The sequence below is a fragment of the Halovulum sp. GXIMD14794 genome (assembly GCF_054457455.1).
The window spans coordinates 793,459-810,836 of sequence record NZ_JBTLNF010000004.1 but is presented as its reverse complement, the minus strand read 5'-3'; the positions used below and the strand labels follow the sequence as shown (position 1 = coordinate 810,836).

The 17,378-nt window shown below is 66.6% G+C and carries 15 protein-coding genes, 1 tRNA gene and 1 riboswitch; of the genes, 11 read left to right on the top strand and 5 right to left on the bottom strand.

Annotated features, from left to right (window positions below; translation table 11 throughout):
• The first annotated feature begins 178 nt into the window (after positions 1–178).
• Positions 179–2,917 carry a preprotein translocase subunit SecA gene (gene secA / locus ACW9UR_RS10595; protein ID WP_458916928.1) on the top strand — a complete coding sequence of 913 codons (2,739 nt, stop codon included), beginning with the start codon at positions 179–181 and terminating at the stop codon, positions 2,915–2,917.
• 336 nt (positions 2,918–3,253) lie between these two features.
• Positions 3,254–5,851: a hypothetical protein gene (locus ACW9UR_RS10590; RefSeq protein WP_458916927.1), complete on the top strand. Its 2,598-nt coding sequence runs from the start codon at positions 3,254–3,256 to the stop codon at positions 5,849–5,851.
• Between the two features lie 181 nt (positions 5,852–6,032).
• On the opposite strand, the gene radC is transcribed toward ACW9UR_RS10590, so the two are convergent.
• Entirely contained in the window at positions 6,033–6,812 is a 780-nt protein-coding gene (gene radC / locus ACW9UR_RS10585; RefSeq protein ID WP_458916926.1) for a RadC family protein, read from the bottom strand.
• 97 nt (positions 6,813–6,909) lie between these two features.
• Between radC and ACW9UR_RS10580 the strand changes: the two genes are divergently transcribed.
• Positions 6,910–7,698 carry a hypothetical protein gene (locus ACW9UR_RS10580; RefSeq protein ID WP_458916925.1) on the top strand — a complete coding sequence of 263 codons (789 nt, stop codon included), beginning with the start codon at positions 6,910–6,912 and terminating at the stop codon, positions 7,696–7,698.
• Here ACW9UR_RS10580 and map read toward each other — a convergent pair.
• Positions 7,685–8,500 (bottom strand): type I methionyl aminopeptidase, encoded by an 816-nt coding sequence (gene map, locus ACW9UR_RS10575; protein WP_458916924.1) that lies wholly within the window; start codon positions 8,498–8,500, stop codon positions 7,685–7,687. The two genes, ACW9UR_RS10580 and map, sit on opposite strands and share 14 nt — an antisense overlap.
• Before the next feature lie 60 nt (positions 8,501–8,560).
• Complete coding sequence (gene sfsA, locus ACW9UR_RS10570; protein WP_458916923.1) at positions 8,561–9,268, bottom strand: DNA/RNA nuclease SfsA; 708 nt, start codon at positions 9,266–9,268, stop codon at positions 8,561–8,563.
• Between the two features lie 49 nt (positions 9,269–9,317).
• On the opposite strand from sfsA, the gene ACW9UR_RS10565 reads away from it, so the two are divergent.
• Positions 9,318–10,037, top strand: a complete 720-nt coding sequence (locus ACW9UR_RS10565) for a competence/damage-inducible protein A (RefSeq protein ID WP_458916922.1) — start codon at positions 9,318–9,320, stop codon at positions 10,035–10,037.
• Positions 10,038–10,123: 86 nt separating this feature from the next.
• Here ACW9UR_RS10565 and ACW9UR_RS10560 read toward each other — a convergent pair whose 3' ends face one another.
• On the bottom strand, positions 10,124–10,732 hold the full coding sequence (locus tag ACW9UR_RS10560) for a calcium-binding protein (protein WP_458916921.1): 609 nt from the start codon (positions 10,730–10,732) through the stop codon (positions 10,124–10,126).
• A 300-nt stretch (positions 10,733–11,032) separates the two neighbouring features.
• Between ACW9UR_RS10560 and ACW9UR_RS10555 the strand changes: the two genes are divergently transcribed.
• Both ACW9UR_RS10555 and ACW9UR_RS10550 read left to right on the top strand, forming a co-directional pair.
• Positions 11,033–11,119, top strand: a tRNA-Leu gene (locus ACW9UR_RS10555).
• 373 nt (positions 11,120–11,492) lie between these two features.
• Positions 11,493–12,374, top strand: coding sequence for a helix-turn-helix domain-containing protein (locus ACW9UR_RS10550; RefSeq protein ID WP_458916920.1), 882 nt, complete (start codon positions 11,493–11,495; stop codon positions 12,372–12,374).
• On the opposite strand, the gene ACW9UR_RS10545 is transcribed toward ACW9UR_RS10550, so the two are convergent.
• Positions 12,301–13,284, bottom strand: a complete 984-nt coding sequence (locus tag ACW9UR_RS10545; protein ID WP_458916919.1) for a DUF2927 domain-containing protein — start codon at positions 13,282–13,284, stop codon at positions 12,301–12,303. The two genes, ACW9UR_RS10550 and ACW9UR_RS10545, sit on opposite strands and share 74 nt — an antisense overlap.
• Before the next feature lie 248 nt (positions 13,285–13,532).
• On the opposite strand from ACW9UR_RS10545, the gene ACW9UR_RS10540 reads away from it, so the two are divergent.
• The 5 genes from ACW9UR_RS10540 (at position 13,533) to ACW9UR_RS10520 (ending at position 17,341) form a co-directional block, all read left to right on the top strand.
• Complete coding sequence (locus ACW9UR_RS10540) at positions 13,533–14,015, top strand: hypothetical protein (protein WP_458916918.1); 483 nt, start codon at positions 13,533–13,535, stop codon at positions 14,013–14,015.
• Positions 14,016–14,111: 96 nt separating this feature from the next.
• A riboswitch (TPP riboswitch) is annotated at positions 14,112–14,225 on the top strand.
• Positions 14,218–14,826 (top strand): YkoF family thiamine/hydroxymethylpyrimidine-binding protein, encoded by a 609-nt coding sequence (locus ACW9UR_RS10535; RefSeq protein ID WP_458916917.1) that lies wholly within the window; start codon positions 14,218–14,220, stop codon positions 14,824–14,826. Its footprint overlaps the riboswitch before it by 8 nt.
• 4 nt (positions 14,827–14,830) lie before the next feature.
• On the top strand, positions 14,831–15,622 hold the full coding sequence (locus tag ACW9UR_RS10530) for an ABC transporter permease (protein ID WP_458916916.1): 792 nt from the start codon (positions 14,831–14,833) through the stop codon (positions 15,620–15,622).
• Complete coding sequence (locus ACW9UR_RS10525) at positions 15,615–16,358, top strand: ABC transporter ATP-binding protein (protein ID WP_458916915.1); 744 nt, start codon at positions 15,615–15,617, stop codon at positions 16,356–16,358. The genes ACW9UR_RS10530 and ACW9UR_RS10525 overlap by 8 nt, the downstream gene beginning before the upstream one ends.
• Complete coding sequence (locus ACW9UR_RS10520) at positions 16,355–17,341, top strand: ABC transporter substrate-binding protein (RefSeq protein WP_458916914.1); 987 nt, start codon at positions 16,355–16,357, stop codon at positions 17,339–17,341. Before ACW9UR_RS10525 ends, ACW9UR_RS10520 begins: the two co-directional genes overlap by 4 nt.
• The last annotated feature ends 37 nt before the right edge of the window (positions 17,342–17,378 follow it).

The window sequence follows — 17,378 nt, the reverse complement described above, 5'->3', positions numbered from 1 at the left end:
CACACGCCGCTTACATGGCTTTCGACTTGGATCAAGCGTCTCGCGCGCCGTCCCGACCTACCTAGACACTCGCTTTCCGACGGGCAAGGCCGGACGCCGACAGCTGATCGAACAGCGCGGCCATGCGCAAATCCTTGCTCGGTGCGGGCGCGCGCCGACATGAACGAACGGAGAGCCGATGCTGGGCCTCGCCACGTTGCAGAAGAAGGTCTTCGGGACCCCGAACGACCGGAAGATCAAATCCGTCCGCCCGCTCGTCGAGCGCATCAATGCGCTGGAGCCGGAGTTCCAGAAGCTCACCGACGAGCAGATTCTGGGCAAGACCCAGGAGTTCAAGGACCGACTCGCCAAGGGTGAGCGGCTGAACGACCTGTTGCCCGAGGCGTTCGCCAACGCCCGCGAGGCCGCCGTACGGACTCTGGGCCTGCGGCCCTACGACGTGCAGCTGATGGGCGGGATCTTCCTGCACCAGGGCAACATATCGGAAATGAAGACCGGCGAAGGCAAGACGCTGATGGCGACGCTGCCGGTCTACCTGAACGCGCTGACCGGGCGCGGCGTGCATGTCGTCACCGTGAACGACTACCTCGCCCGCCGCGACGCCGAATGGATGTCCAAGGTCTACCACGCGCTCGGCATCACCTGCGGCGTCGTCGTTCCGCAGATGGAGAACGAGGCCAAACAGGCCGCCTATGCCTGCGACGTGATCTACGCGACCAACAACGAGCTGGGCTTCGACTACCTCCGCGACAACATGAAGTCCGAGCTGTCCGAGATCTTCCAGCGCGACCACTACTTCGCGATCATCGACGAGGTCGACTCGATCCTGATCGACGAGGCGCGGACGCCGCTCATCATCTCGGGCCCGACCGAGGACCGCACCGAGCTTTACACCCGCATCGACGCGATTATCCCCGAGCTTCAGCCCGAGCATTTCGAGATCGACGAGAAGGCCCGCCAGGCCACGCTCACCGACGAGGGCAACGAGTTCGTCGAGCAGCGCCTGCACGCCGCCGGCCTGCTGGACAGCGACGCCTCGCTCTACGATCCCGAAAGCGCCAGCCTCGTGCACCACGTGCAGCAGGGCTTGCGCGCGCACCAGCTGTTCACCCGCGACAAGGATTACATCGTCCGCAACGACGAGGTGATGCTGATTGACGAGTTCACCGGCCGCATGATGCAGGGCCGCCGCTTGTCGGACGGCCTCCACCAGGCGCTGGAAGCCAAGGAAAGCGTCTCGATCAAGCCCGAGAACGTGACCCTCGCCAGCGTGACCTTCCAGAACTACTTCCGCCTCTACGAGAAGCTCGGCGGCATGACCGGCACCGCGCAGACCGAGGCCGAGGAGTTCATGACCATCTATGGCCTCGGCGTGGTCGAGGTGCCGACCAACAAGCCGATCGAACGCAAGGACCTGGACGACCGCGTCTACCGGACCCAGCGCGAGAAATACGCCGCCGTGGTCGACCGTATCGCCCAGGCTCACGAAAAGAAGCAGCCGACGCTGGTCGGAACGATCTCGATCGAGAAATCGGAATACATCTCAAACCTGCTGAAGGAAAAGGGCATCCCGCACCAGGTGCTGAACGCCCGCTTCCACGAGCAGGAGGCCGAGATCATCGCCCAGGCCGGTATGCCCGGCGCCGTGACGATTGCGACCAACATGGCCGGCCGCGGCACCGACATTCAGCTCGGCGGCAACATGGACGCCGAGATCCAGAAACAGATCGACGAGAATCCGGACGCCGACCCGCACCAGATCCGCGAAGAGGTGAAGGCCCAGATAGCCGACGCCAAGCGCGAGGCACTTGAGGCCGGCGGCCTGTTCGTGCTGGCGACCGAACGCCACGAAAGCCGCCGCATCGACAACCAGTTGCGCGGTCGTTCGGGCCGCCAGGGCGACCCGGGCCTGACGCTGTTCTACGTCAGCCTCGAGGACGACCTGATGCGTATCTTCGGCTCGGAACGCCTGGACGGCATGCTCCAGCGGCTCGGGATGGAAGAGGGCGAGGCGATCATCCACCCCTGGATCAACAAGGCGCTGGAAAAGGCTCAGCGGAAGGTCGAAGCGCGCAACTTCGACATCCGCAAGAACCTGCTGAAGTTCGACGACGTGATGAACGATCAGCGCAAGACGATCTTCGAGCAGCGCCGTGAGATCATGGAGGACGAGGATCTCTCGGAGACCATCAAGGACATGCGCGACCAGGTGATCGACGATCTGGTCGAAGAGCATATCCCGCCCAAGGCCTATGCCGACCAGTGGAACACTGAAGGTCTCTATGCCGAGGCGATTCGCGTGCTGAACCTCGACTTGCCGATCATGGCCTGGGGCGAGGAAGAGGGCGTCGATGACGAGATCATCCGCGAGCGCCTGATCGAGGCCGCGGACAAGGCTGCGGCCGAGCGCGAAGAGAAATACGGCGCCGAGCCGATCCGCAAGATCGAGAAGCAGGTGCTGCTGCAGACCATCGACCAGGGCTGGCGCGACCACCTGCTGACGCTGGACCACCTTCGCTCGGTCGTCGGCTTCCGCGGCTATGCGCAGCGCGACCCGCTGAGCGAGTACAAGTCCGAGGCCTTCCAGCTGTTCGAGAACCTGCTGACCAAGCTGCGCGTCGACGTGACCCGCCGCATGGCGCACATCAAACTGCTGACCGAGGAAGAGCAGCGCGCGCTGATCGAGCAGCTTCAGCAGCAGCAGGCCCGTGCGGCCGAGGCCGGGGTGAACCTCGCCGGTCCTGCACCGGCGGCGACCGCTCCGGAAGCGCGGGACGGGGTGCAGGCTGCGGTCAACGCGGCCCAGCCTGCGGGCGATACCGACGAGCTGCCCGCCGAATGGGCCTCGACCGGGCGGAACGAGCCGTGTCCCTGCGGCTCGGGCAAGAAGTTCAAGCACTGCCACGGCCAGGTCTGAACGCAGGGCGCGTCGCAGACCGGCAACGCCGGTCGTGACAATTCGGACACTTTCGATTTACCGGTGATGCGGCGCGACATTGCGCCGCGTCGCCGGCTTGCGTATCCTTGCGCAAGTTCCCGGTATCGCGCGTTTTTTAACGAGTTGTCCATTTTGAGGCGGCCGTAACCATATTGTCGCCAGACTCGCCCTCTAGCGGTGGGGCTGGGGCGATGGGTCCGCGTAGCAGCAATGCGTGGCCGAAATCGCTGCGAATCGCAGGAAACGGGTGCGCGGTGCGCCTTTTTCCTAAATAGTCGGCGGAAGCATTTCCGGTGGCTGAACGAGGAGTGTGGTGTGAAGCTCGACGAGCGGTTCATGACGATCATGACGGCGATGTTCCTCATCGTCGGCGTCGGCGCTGTGATCCAGCGTGACGAGGATGGATCGTCCCTGTTCGGCGGCGGCGGCACCTACGAACCCAGACCCGACAATTTCACTCTGCGCGCCGGGAGGTCCCAGGCGCTGGATGTGCTGCTGAACGACCGCAATCCTGACCGCGTCGATCCGGCCGAGCTGACCCTCGTGCAGCCGCCGAACTGCGGCACCGCAACGGTTCTCGACGGGGCCATCCAGTATTCCAGCCCGCCGAATTGCGATGGCTCAATTGCACTTTCCTACTGCGTGCCCTTCGATGGCGCATGCGAGGTGGTGTCCGTCACCCTGCGCGTGATCTCTCAGCAGGGCACGTCGCAGAGCGTCGCGACCGCGCCCGATCCTGCCGCTCAGGTCGAGCAGGGCGGCGCTCCTGCGCAGGATCAACTGGCGATGCGTCAGCCGATGCGCCTGACGCTGCCGTCCGAATCCGAGGTCATCACCCCGTCCGAAGCCACCGCCGAGGTGCGGCGCATGGGCGGAGAGCCCGCGCAGGCCGTGGTGCAGGAAGCCGACGCCAGCCACGAATCGAACGTCAACGTCTCGCGCACCTCTGCCCGCACCGGCTCGGTCTCGGTGGTCGGTACCGAGATGGCCGCGCCTTCTCCGGTTGGGGAAAGCTCGGGTATCGCCTTGGCCTCGAACGGCGCAACCGACAGCAGCCCGCGCCGCAGCATGGCCCCGATGGGCCTGGCCGAAGCGCCGCGCACCGGTCTTTCGCCCGCGCCTGCCTTCGAGCCTCCGTCGCGTCCCGATGCGGCGAACCCGCAGGTCATGGCCAGCATCCCCTCGATGCCCTCCGTTTCCGTGGACAGCCCGTCCGCCGGCCTCGCCACCGCACCGACCCCTGCTGAAACCGCTGAGGCCCCAGAAGTCGATACCGCAGAAGTCGATACCGCAGAAGTCGAGACCGCAGAAGCCGAGGCCGTGGAAGCCGAAGCCGGACCGGTCGTCGCCACCGATATCGGATCCGCTCCCACTGTTGAGGCAGACACAGCGCTTGCCGGTTTGCCGAATGCTGGCGACCAGTCTGCAACGCCTGCCGACGACGCTCCTGCTGTTTCGATGGAAGTCGCCGGCCTCGCCGCACCAGCCACCGACAACAGCGCGCCCGCCCCCGCCGGTCCGGCGCTAGCAGAGGCGCCTGCGGTGGAGAACGCCGCGCCCGCACCGGCGCCTGTAGAAACCGAGGTTGCGGCTGCTACACCGGCCGAGCCCGAGGCGCAGACCGCGCAGCCCGAGCAGGCCGAGGCTCCCGAGCCGGAGGAGCGGAGCCTGATCGCCAGCCTTGCGCGCAGCAACACCGTTCTGGGTGCGACCGTTTCGGCCGCAAAGGCGCTGTTCGGCCCCGAAGAAACCTCGGCCCCGCGGGAAGTGATCGCAACCGCTTCCGCGCCGCGCCCCGAGGAGGTGACCGAGGTTGCGTCCCTGGATCTGGACACGATCGAGATCGAAGAGGCGCTGGGCACGCTGCCGGTGACCATCGACTCGCGCCCCGAGCCGATCGGCAAGCCGGTCGAGATCGCCGCGCTGGAAACCGGCGATGCCGAGCCCTACCGCCGCCGCACCGAGCAGGCGCTGACCCCGCTGCAGCTGATGCTGAGCGGCGAGAAGGAAGGTGCGACCGTCATCGGCGAGGACGGCACCGAGGTCGCTGCGCTGAGCCCGGACGGCGCCGATCTGCGTCCCCGTCTGCGCGATGGCGTCACCGCGCCTGCCGCAAACGGCCTGCCCGCGCCCGAGACTGGAACGGAAGAAACCGAGGTAGCGGCGCTGCCGCTGGCTGGCGACGATCCCGAGCTTGACCTGCCCTGGCTGACGCCGGGCCTGGTCACGGGCGTCTCCTGCGAGATCGACCTGTCGATGCAGGTCCAGGTCGGTGCCGAGTTGGTCGTCTCGCTGTCGTCACCCTGCCGCCCGGGCAAGACTTTCGCGGTCGATCATGCCGGGCTGGTGTTCACCGCCGATACCGATGCGGATGGTGTCGCGACGTTCATCGTGCCGGCGATGCAGACCAACGCCATCGTCCGGGTGACCTTCCCCGATGGCGGCACTGCCGTCGACCGGGTGACTGTCGAGGGCATGTCGCGCATGACCCGCGTTGCGGTGATCTGGTCGGACGAGCTGGATTTCGACCTGCACGCCCGCGAGTTCGGCGCCGAGGCCGGCAGCGGCAGCGACATCTGGGAGGGCAACCCCCGCGACTATCGCACCGCGCGGCGTTCGGGCGGCGGCTATCTGCAACTGCTGGGCCCGTTCAAGGGACCGGGCGCGCGGGCCGAGGTCTATACGATCTTCGAAACGCTGAGGACCGACAGCGGCAAGATCGACTTCTCGCTGGAGCTGAGCGCTTATTCGGACGCCTGCACGAAGCAGCCGGTGGTCCGGGTTCTCCGCTCCGAGCAGGCGCATATCGTCGATCAGGCCGACATGGCGATCGATACGCGGGCCTGCGATGGCGACAGCGTGGCCGGGGCCGAGTTCGGCCTGACCGAGATCGAGATCGCCGACGCCTACTGAGCGCGGCTGATGCATCCGGTTCGACGGCGGTCCCTAAGGGGCCGCCGTTTGTCTTTCCGCGGGCCGGGTTTCAACGTGCAAACCATGTGAAAATCCGGGATTTCATCGTGAAAACCCCCTTAAGTCTATGAAATATAACGTGAAAATTTCCTTAAAACTTCGTAAACAGCATTTCGGGCGCTCAAAGCAGGCCTGAACTGCGGAAGCTGGTGTCCCGTTCCTTGCCCACGATCACATGGTCGTGGAGGGTCAGGCCCAAAGCCTCGGCCGCGTCCTGGACCTTGTGCGTCATGGTGATGTCGGCCTGGCTGGGGGCCGGGTCGCCTGAAGGATGGTTATGAACAAGGATCAATGCCGAGGCGCCGAGTTCCAGCGCCCGTTTCACCACCTCGCGCGGGTAGACGGGCACGTGATCGACGGTGCCGCGTCCCTGCGGCTCGTCCGCGATCAGCACGTTCTTGCGGTCGAGGTAGAGCACCCGGAACTGTTCCGTGTCCCGGTGCGCCATCGAGGTCTTGCAATAGGTCAGTAGCGCGTCCCAGGAACTGAGCACCTCGGCCCCCAACACGCGGGCCTGGGCCAGGCGGTGGGCGGCGGCCTCGACGATCTTCAGTTCGCAGATCACCGCCTCGCCCACGCCGGGCACCTCGGCCAGCCGGGCCGGCGGGGCCGAGATCGTGTGGTTGAAGTCCCCGAACGCGTCCAGCAGGGCGCGGGCCAGAGGCTTCACGTCGCGGCGGGGGATGGCGCGGAACAGCACCAGTTCGAGCAGTTCGTAATCCTCGAGCGCGGTCGCGCCCGCGCGCATGAACCGCCCGCGCAGGCGCTTGCGGTGGTCTGCAAGGTAGGACGGCACCTTGCCCGCGCCGGGGGACAAAGCCTCGTCGCTGTCGGGGCCGCCGGTCAGCGCCAGCAGCGGCGCTTCGGCCAGTTCGTGAGCGGAGGGGCGGCGCTGTCTCATGCGTTCATTTGCGCGCGCGCCGGTTAACGCGCGCTTAATCGCGGGCGACGCGAAAAACGCGTGAAAATCCCCGCGTTCCATGACATAGCCTCGCCCCATGAAGTGGCAGGCCCCGCGCATCGCGCGCAATCTCGACGATCCGATTACCGGCTTTCAGGTGCTGGGAGAGCGCAGCTCTGGCACGAATTTCGTGACGCAACTGCTGCTGCGGAACCTCGACGGCGTCGAGCGCAACCCGGCCTATGGCTGGAAGCACGGGTTCATCGACAGGCGCGTGGCGCAGACCGAAGGGTTGCTGACGGTACTGGTCTATCGCCACCCGCTGCGCTGGCTGCAAAGCCTGCATGCCCGCCCGCTGGACCTGAGCCAGGCGATGCGGGGGCTGAGCTTTTCCGACTTCATCCGCCACGAATGGCAAGGGGCCTTCAAGAAGGACTGGGGCGAGGAACCCTCGACCGCCGACATGGAGCCCAAGACCAAGGTCAATTTCGCCAACCCGCTGAAGCTGCGCAGCGCCAAGATCGCCTATTTCGAGGAAATGGCCGAGATGCCCGCACGCATGGTCTGGCTACGCTACGAGGACGTGAACCGCGACGCCAAGGCGACGCTGGAAGCGCTGGCCGAAGGGTTCGGAATCCGCCTGAAGCCCTATACGCCGGTCGAGACCTTCAAGGGGATCACCACCAGCCCGTACATCCCGAAACAGCTGCCGCCGATCTCGGCGCCGGATCTGGCGTTCATCGCCGAGCAGCTGGACACCGCGCAGGAGGCGCGGATCGGGTATTCGCTGGACGACACGCCGCGCTTCGACGGGCTGCCCGCCTGGGACATCCGCTCGGTGCGCAGCGTGGCGCGGGGGCTGCGCCGGAAGGTCAGCCCCAGGTAGGGTGGAACTTGCCGCCGGGCGAGAGGGTGAAGATCTCGCACCCGTCCTCGGTCACGCCGATGGAATGCTCGAACTGGGCGGACAGGGACTTGTCCTTGGTCACGGCGGTCCAGTCGTCGGCCAGCACCTTGGTTTCCGGGCGGCCGAGGTTGATCATCGGCTCGATGGTGAAGAACATTCCCGCCTCCAGCTTGGGGCCCGACCCCGCGCGGCCGTAGTGCAGCACGTTGGGGGCGGAGTGGAACACCCGGCCCAGCCCGTGGCCGCAGAAATCCCGCACGACCGAGCAGCGCTGGCCCTCGGCATAGGTCTGGATCGCGTGACCGATGTCGCCGAACGTGTTGCCCGGCTTCACGGCGGCGATGCCGCGCATCAGGCTTTCGTGCGTGATGTCGATCAGCCGCTCGGCCTTGCGCGAGAGTTTGCCCGCCACGTACATGCGGCTGGTGTCACCGTACCAGCCGTCGACGATCACGGTCACGTCGATGTTCAGGATGTCGCCGTCGCGCAGCTTCTTGTCCGAGGGGATCCCGTGGCAGACCACGTGGTTGATCGAAATGCAGCTGGCGTGCTGGTAGCCCTTGTAGCCCACCGTGGCCGAGACCGCGCCGGCGTCCTTGACGTGTTGGTGGATGATGCGGTCGAGTTCGCCCGTCTCGATGCCCGGTACGACGTGCGGGGCGATTGCGTCGAGGATCTCGGCCGCCAGCTTCCCGGCCTTGTGCATGCCCGCGAAATGCGCGGGTTCGTGAATGCGGATGCCGTCGCGGTTCAGACGGCCGATGTTCAAGCCTTCCAACATGGGCTCCTCTGGGTTTCGGCGGCTGGGCTGAGTGCAATGTGGCCCGTGGGGGGTGGTTTATCAACCCAAGGGGCGGACGGGCAAGCCATGCGCGAGGTGCATGGCGGCGGGTGTGATCGTCGCGGCGTGGGCGAGCACCTCGACCCCGGCGGCGCGGGCGGCATTCGCGGCGGCGGCATAGGCCGGGTCGATGTCGGCGGCGAGCGCCACCTCGGTGCAATCGGTGCGCTGCGTGACGTAGAGCAGCACCGCACGGTGCCCGGCCTGCGCGACCTTGGCCAGTTCCGCCAGGTGCCGCGCGCCGCGGGCGGTCACGGTGTCGGGGAATTCGGCCAGCGTTCCGCTGCGGCGCAGGGTGACGCTTTTGACCTCGACATAGGTGTCGCTCTCGGGCCCGCTGAGCAGGAAGTCGACGCGACTGGCCTCGCCATAGCGGACTTCGGGGCGGATGGTGTCGTGGCCTTGCAGCGCCGGGATGCGGCCCTCGGCCAGCGCTTCGGCGACCAGCCTGTTGGCAAGGCTCGTGTCGACATTGGCGAAATGCCCGCCGGGCAGTTCGGCCAGTTTCCAAGACCATTGCAGTTTTCGCTTGGGGTTGTCCGAGGGTTCCAGCCAGACAGCGGTGCCGGGGTCGGCCAGCCCGGTCATCGCGCCGGGGTTGGCGCAGTGGGCGGTGACCTCCGTGCCGTCTTCCAGCGTGACGTCGGCCAGAAAGCGTTTATATCTGCGGACGAGCGTGGCGCGGACAAGGGGGCGGGCGAATTGCATGCCTCCGGCTACCGCGCCGCGCAGGGAAGGACAAGAACGAGGGCCCGAGATGAGCAATCCCACCGCCGCGATGCTGGTGATCGGCGACGAGATCCTGTCGGGCCGGACCCGCGATGCGAACATGTACCACCTTGCGGGGAAGCTCTCCGAGAAGGGCATCGACCTGCGCGAGGTGCGGATCGTTCCCGACGTGCCCGAGGTGATCGTCGAGGCGCTGGACGCGCTGCGATCGCGGTACACGCATGTCTTCACCAGCGGCGGGATCGGGCCGACCCATGACGACATCACCGCCGATTGCGTGGCGCGGGCCTTCGGCGTCGGCATCGGCGTGCGGGACGATGCCCGGGCGATCCTTGTCAGCCACTATCCGAACGGCGAGGCCGACCTGAACGAGGCGCGGTTGCGCATGGCCCGGATCCCCGATGGCGCCACGTTGATCGAGAACCCGGTCAGCAAGGCGCCGGGGTTCAGCATCGGCAACGTGCACGTGATGGCCGGCGTGCCCTCGGTGTTCACGGCGATGGTGGAAAGCCTGCTGCCCGGCCTGACCGGAGGCGCGCCGCTGATGACCGAGAACGTCCGCATCGACCGGGGCGAAGGCGACATCGCCGGGCCGCTGGCCGAGATCGACGCACGCTTCCCCGAGGTCTCGATCGGCAGCTACCCGTTCCAGCGCGACGGGCAGTTCGCGGTGAACATCGTGCTGCGCTCCTCGGACCGGGCGGCGCTGGACGCGGCGACGAACGACGTGCGCGCGCTGGCGGTCTGAGCGGTCAGTGCCGCAATGGAGAGAGCTCAGACGTTATGGTTCGTGAGGTCGTCAGTGCGCCGCGTCCCATGAATGTCAGCGTTCACTCAGGCCCAGTCAAACACATCGCTGGTAATCTGTGTCAGTGGATCGTCGACCAAGTCGGCAACGCTGTCGACCGAGCCGGTTCCTGCATTCTTGAAGACAATCGTGGTCCCGGCATCCATCTCCAGAATTACATCCCCACCCGGTCCGGTGTCCGTGATCGTCGATACCGCATCGATATCGTCTGCCAAGCCGACGGCGCCGTTGTCGGGCACGTCGTCAAAGACCATTCGAAAGTTCAGAATGTCTTCGGATCCGTCGAAGTCAGTTACGGTTTCGGATTGTGTGTCGAGGACGGTATTGAAGCTGAACGTATCTGCGCCTCCACCGCCGGTCAGTAGGTCGTTCCCATAGCTCGTGGCCAACCAGTCATCGCCTCCGCCCCCGATCGCTGCGTCGTCTCCGGCATCGTTGAAGAGCCCGTCGTCGCCTGAACCGCCGACCAGTCGGTCGTCATCGTCGGATCCGGCCATAAAGTCGTTGCCCGGGCCACCTATCAGCAGGTCGTTTCCGGGGCCGCCAGCTACAAAACCGTCGCGGCCCGGGCCGGCGATCACGATATCGTCGCCTCCCCCGGCCCGAATGTCATCGCGCCCGCTGAAGCCGTTCATGATATCTCTATCGCCCGTGCCGAGCAGATTGTCGTTCCCGCTCGTCCCGAATATTCGATTTGGCGCATTCCCAGGCATATGGTTCCTCCCCCCAACCAGCTACCAACACGCCCAAGTTTCTCCCATTTTGTCGGATCCCGTGTTGACTGACATCAATGTGCGCGCCTCTGATTTGTGGAGAGACGTTGTTGTCTGACCTGCGGAAAGCCGGCCGCGAGTGGAACCGTCGATGCGCGGTCAACTCGCGTCTTGTGAGGCGCGCTTGACGCTGCTACCGGTCTCGCAGCGCGTCGACAGCGCGCGGACGTGGCGGAATTGGTAGACGCACGAGACTTAAAATCTTGCGCCGTGATCGGCATGCGGGTTCGAGTCCCGCCGTCCGCACCATACGGGATTCATACGGCTCACCGCTTCGTGATGCCTTCAAAACCCCAAAACATTGCACTTCGTCACAGTCTCAGGGCTGGTGCAATTGCTTGCATACAAACAATCCTATACATTTTGATTAATGAATACGACGTCGCATCCGCGTACGGGAGGTAGCCGGGCGCCAAGGATGCGACACTGGCGGAGCCGTAGGGAACCCCGAGTATCGGGCCTCGGCTTAGGGATGGCTGAGGCCCTGTCCGCCCCAATGTAACTGGTACATGTGTTTCATCGAATGGGCTCTCAGATGATTGCCGTTGCTTATGCCGTTGCCCCCCATTGGGCCCTTCCGTCGCCCGAAACGGTGCGCCTCTCTTGCCCGGCGGGTGGGCTGATGACTTGCGATTACCTGCAACTCGACGCCGGTGACGTGCCCGAGGCGGCACGCGACCGGCACGCCTTGCTGATCCCATTGCCGGCCCGGCCGGCGGCGCTGGAACTGCACCTTGCCGGGCGCAGCGCGGACCTCGAGCTGATGCCGGGCATGATGGCTCTCGCCGCGGCGGGTGCGGGGGTGCATTGGCGGGTCGAGCGGCAAATGCGGGCGATGCTGATCCAGATCGAGCCCGCCGTGCTGTCGGATTTCGTCGAAGGCCAGATGCATGGCGCACTGGCCGAGGAACAGCTCGTTGGGCGGCCCCTGCTCCACGATCCCGAGCTTTGCGGGATCGCGCAACAGATGACGCGGGTCATCATCGGCCAGCAGATCGGCGCGGACGTGGTTCTGGGCGCCTTGGCCTCAGTCTTCATGGTGGTCTGGACCCGAAACCACGGGCTCGTCCGGCGGCGGCTTGCGGGCCCGGCGGGACGGCTCTCGTCGCCGCAACTGCGGCGGCTGGAGGCCTATGTCGAGGCGAACCTCTCCGGGCGCATCCTGCGCAGCGACCTCGCCGAGGCCGCGGGGACAAGCATTTCGGGGCTGATCCGCAGCTTGCGCGAAGGGCTGTGCATGACCCCGGCCGAGTTCGTGATGCATGCACGGCTGCGGGCGGCGCGCGAGATGATGCAGGATCCGGGCGCGAGCCTGAAGACGATCGCGGCCGAGTGCGGTTTCGCCGATCACGCGCATCTGTCGCGCAGCTTCAAGGCGCGCTACGGCGTGACGCCCAAGGCTTTCCGGCAGGGCCTTTCGGCCCCCGCCGTCACCGGCGCAGCGCTGTCCGCGTTAGCTCGGGAAGCATCGGCTCGACCTGGGCCAGGTTCATACCTGGCTTGAGCCGGGGATCGTAGAGCATTCGCAGCAGCGCCTGGTCGTGATTGGTCAGGACGCCGAATTCCTCGTTGTCGTTGAAGATCGAGGGGCGGGCGTTTCGGGCATCATTCGGCAGACCCATGGCCTGCGCCAGTTCCTCCTCGATGCAGGAGGTGCGCATCCGGGGCGGATGCTCGGCCCGGATCAGGACAACCGCCCGCGCATAGCCGCGCGTGGCGTCCTGGTGCGGCTGCGCCACAACCATGCACAGGATGTTGGGCGGCGCGCTGATCAGCGCGTTGCGGGCGCTGCGGCCCAGATCGGGGGCGATCCTGTTCAGGAGCGGCCCGAGGCCCTTGCGCTCGGCATCCGAGACCACCAGCACATGCACGTTCGCATTTCCGCGCGTCAGTCCGACCGGGTGCCCCGTCGCCTGCGAAAGCCGGCGGGCGTAGCTGCCGATCTTGTTCATGTCGCTGGCGCGTTGAGCCTGAGGGACGCTGCCGCCGAAGCTGACGCTGATCCCGACCGGCTGTGTCCAGCGGCGCAGCACACCGCGCGTCGGGCTGCCTGAAAGTCCGCGGCCGTATTCGCTGAACATCGCGATCGAGACGAAGTTGCGCGCCAGGTGCGTCTGGTCCCAGCCCACGCCGCGTGCATTGCGGTCGGCGCGAAGCCCGCCTTGCGACACCAGCCGGTTCTCCAGCGCGCGGTAGCGCAGCGCCAGGTCCGTGAGCCCCGCAGCGCCGCCGGTGGCGGCGGTCGACATGGTCGCGCGCGCGGTCTGCGCGCTGGCCGCGGATATCGGGGAAAGGACGGAAACGGCGGCCACCGCCAGTGTCGCGGCGGCGAATTTTCTGAGGCCAACAAACGAAAAGCCCGCGAATCGGGCACAAAGGGGCAGGGGGCGCGGCAGCGATGTCGTGCGTCTCAAGCAGATCCTCCGGTGGGGTTTGGTCGCCCTTATAAGTGATTCTTTTCCAGTAAAATACAATTTTCTCACCATGCGCGAATGATTGCCGCACCCGGTGCATGCGTATGCCCCGGCTCGGTTCAAGAAAGCGGTACGTCGCTTCAAGCCTGCGTGTTTCGGGATCGGGCATTCTTTTCAACAGGACAACGGCCAGCGCCCTGTCCGGGTTCCCCGGAGGTAAGGCCAACGTCACATCCAAGGAGAAGACCATGAAAATGCTATTGTCATCCGCAGCCGTCCTCTTGATCGCAACCGGGGCGTACGCGAACGACCAGATGGCCCGCTCGATGGGACTGGAGCCCGGGGTCTATAGCGATGCCGAACTGATCCAGATCCGCGCTGCGATGGACGCCGACGACGACTATCGTCTGCACCAGCTTCTGGACAAGGATACCGCAGTTATCTCGACCCAGAGCGTCGGCGGATCGGCCAGCAACGCACAGCTTGCGCGCAGCGTCGGCGTCGAGCCTGGTGTCTACAGCACCGCTGAACTGGCGCAGATGCGCGCCGCGATGGATGCGGACGAGGACTACACTCCGCGCCACGTCTCGCATGACGGCTCGATCATCTCGACCCAGAGCATCAGCGCGACGCCCGAGAGCCGCACGCAGCTCGAGCGGATCCTGGGTGTCGAGGGGCAGGGCCTGACCGACGCGGAACTGTCCTATCTGTTCATCGACGAGACCAGCTGACCGAAGTCGAGGGCGAGTCCTCCACCGCCCGGAATACTTCCCACCAAACCGCCGCCGCGGGACCTTGCGTTCCGCGGCGCGCCGTGTTTGGGTGCGCGCATTCCACAGGGGTGTCCCGTAGTGCCGGGGCTGAGATACGGACGCGAAGTCCGGGACCCTTAGCAGCTGATCCGGTTCACACCGGCGTAGCAAGGAGGACGCTATGTACACTGGGGCGCAAGTCTCGCTCTATCCGATGACGGATAGCTTCATCGACATCATCGTGACCGCGCTCGGCGCACTGGACCCGTACCGGGACCGGCTGCGGATGGAGACGGACGATCTGTCCACGCTGATGATCGGCCCGCCCGACGCGCTGATCCCGGCGATGCGCGACCTGTTCGTCAGCGTGGCATCGACCGGCACCCATGCGGTGATGCACGCCACCCTGTCGCGGGGCTGTCCTGGCGGGCCTCAGCTGCCCGGCGATGACAGCGTCGCGACCACCCGCGCCGAGGGCGACCTGGCCGAGCGGCAGGCGCAGGCCCGCGCGGCCGTGCAGGACGCGCCCGAGGTCGGGCAGACGGTCTCGGCGCAATTCTCGCTCTACGTGATGGGGCAGGGCGGCCACATGGACGAGATCCTCGGCTGCATCGAGTTCCTCAAGGACAGCGGCGTCTTCACTGTCGAGAAGAACTTCTGTTCGCGGCTGGACGGCGACGCGGGCCGGGTCTTCGCGACGATCAGCGAGGCGCTTTACCGGTTCGGTCCGCCCGACGGGCATGTCACCCTCGATCTGACGGTTTCGGCGAACAGCCCCTCGCTGGCCTGATCCCATGGCCAATGACTGGGCGCGCGCGGGCCGCAGGGCCGGCGCGCGGGTGCTGCCTGCGATCCTGTCCGTTGCGGCGCTTCTGGCGCTGTGGGAGGCCTATGTCCGGCTGACGGGCGTGGCACCCTCGATGCTGCCCTCGCCCAGCCGCGTGGGCGGGCAGATCTGGGCCGAGCGCGCGGTGCTGGCGGCGAACGCCTGGCCGACGCTGCTGGCGACGCTGAGCGGTTTTGCCTGCTCGCTGAGCGCGGCGTTCCTGCTGTCCATCGCCATCGACTTCGTGCGCCCGCTGCGCCGCGCGCTGTTCCCGGTGCTGGTGATCAGCCAGACGATCCCGCTGGTCGCCATCGCGCCCCTCGTGGTGCTGTGGTTCGGCTTCGGCCTGCTGCCCAAGATCCTGCTGGTGGCGCTGGTGACCTTCTTTCCGATGCTGGTGGCGCTGGTCGACGGCTACGATTCCACCGAGCCCGAGGTCGAGGAGCTGCTGGCCAGCATGGGCGCGGGACGGGCGGGGATCTTTCGGCGCGCGCGGTTGCCCTCGGCGGCGCCCTATTTCTTTGCGGGGCTCAGGATTTCCATCACCTACGCGGTCGTCGCGGCGATCTTCGCCGAATACGCTGGGGCGAAGCGGGGGCTGGGGATCTACATCCTCAACGCCAAGAACAGTTTCCGGCCCGACCTGGTGCTGTCGGCGGTGGCGGTCAGCGCCTCGCTGACGCTGCTGCTGTTCGGTACGGCGGCGCTGATCCAGCATGTCTCGATGCCTTGGCGGCGGATCGGGGGCGGCCGTGCTTGAGGTTCGCGGGTTGCGCCTGAGCCTGTCGGGCACGCCGATCCTGGACGGCGTGTCGCTCGACCTGCGCGAGGGCGAGTTCGTCTCGATCCTCGGGCCCTCCGGCGCGGGGAAATCCACGCTTTTCAAGCTGCTGACCGGGGCGTTGACCCCCGATGCCGGGGACATCCGGATCGACGGCGCGCCGCCCGTGCCCGGCGCGCGGCCCTTCGCCTTCATGCCGCAGCGGGACGCGCTGCTGCCCTGGCGGCGTGTGCTCGACAATGTGACTCTGGGCCTCGAGGTGCAGGGCGTGAGCAGGCGCGAGGCCCGCGCGCGCGTCCTGCCGCATTTCGAGACCTTCGGCATCGCCGGGACCGAGCGGCAGTACCCCGCGCAGCTTTCGGGTGGCATGCGCCAGCGCGCGGCGCTGCTGCGGACGGTGGTGCAGGACCGGCCCATGCTGCTGCTCGACGAGCCCTTCGGTGCGCTCGACGCGCTGACCCGCGTGCGGATGCAGCGCTGGCTGGAAACCCGCTGGGCCGAGGCGCGCTGGACCTCGCTGCTCATCACCCATGACGTGCGCGAGGCGGTGGCCCTGTCCGACCGGATCTATGTCCTGTCGCCCCGTCCCGCCCGCGTTCTGCACGAATACCGATTGCCCTATCCCCGTCCGCGCCTTGCCCGCCCGCTTCCCGACGAAGCACACGCGCTCGAGGCGCGCATTCTTTCCGACCTGCTGAATGGAGACAGCGCATGAAACGGATACTGACCGCAGCCCTGCTGATCGCCTCGCCCGCACTTGCCGAAAACGGGGCCGAGGACGTGACCGTGGCGCTCGACTGGACGCCGAACACGAACCACATCGGGCTGTACGTGGCGCAGGCCAAGGGCTGGTACGAGGACGCCGGGCTGGACGTGGAGATCCTGCCCTATACCGACACGGCGTCCAGCACGCTGGTCGCGAACGGCGTGGCGGAGTTCGGCGTGCTGACCTCGTTGGGCTTCTATACCCAGCGCGCGGCGGGGGCCGATCTGGTGGGGCTTTACGCCATAATGCAGCACGAGACCGGGCGGCTGGTCTTCAACGCCGGGCGCGACGACATCGAGACGCCCGCCGATCTGGACGGGCTGACCTATGCGGGCTTCGGCACCGGCTGGGAGCAGGCGCTGCTGGAAACGATGATCCAGGCCGCAGGCGGCAAGGGCGAGTTCGAGACGGTGACACTGGGCACCTCGGCCTATGAGGCGCTGGCGGCGGGCCGCGTGGACTTCACGCTGGAGGTCGCGCATTGGGAAGGTGTCGCGGCCGAGCTTCAGGGCCGTGCGCAGGAGTCTTTCGCCTATGCCGACTACGGCGTGCCGGACCAGCATGGCGGCTACATCGGCGCGCGGAGCGCATGGCTGGACGAGAACGCCGCGACGGCGGATGCTTTCATCGGTGCGACCGCGCGGGGCTATGCCTTCGCCGCCGAAAACCCGCAGGAGGCCGCGCGGATCCTGGTCGAGGCCTCGGACGGGATGCTGACCAATCCGGAGCTGGTCGAAAAGTCGATGCAGGTCATCGTGGACAGCGGCCTGATGGTGAACGAGGCGGGCAAGGTCGGCGTCATCGACCCGGCGAAGTTCGAGACCATGGGCACGTTCCTGTTCGAGAACGGCATCCTGCGCGATGGCTCGGGCGCGCCGCTGGCCGAGAAGCCCGCGTTCGGCGATTGGGTCACGGCGCGGTTCCTCGACTGAGGCACGCAAGGGCGCCACGGGCGGTGTGCGCTTGCAT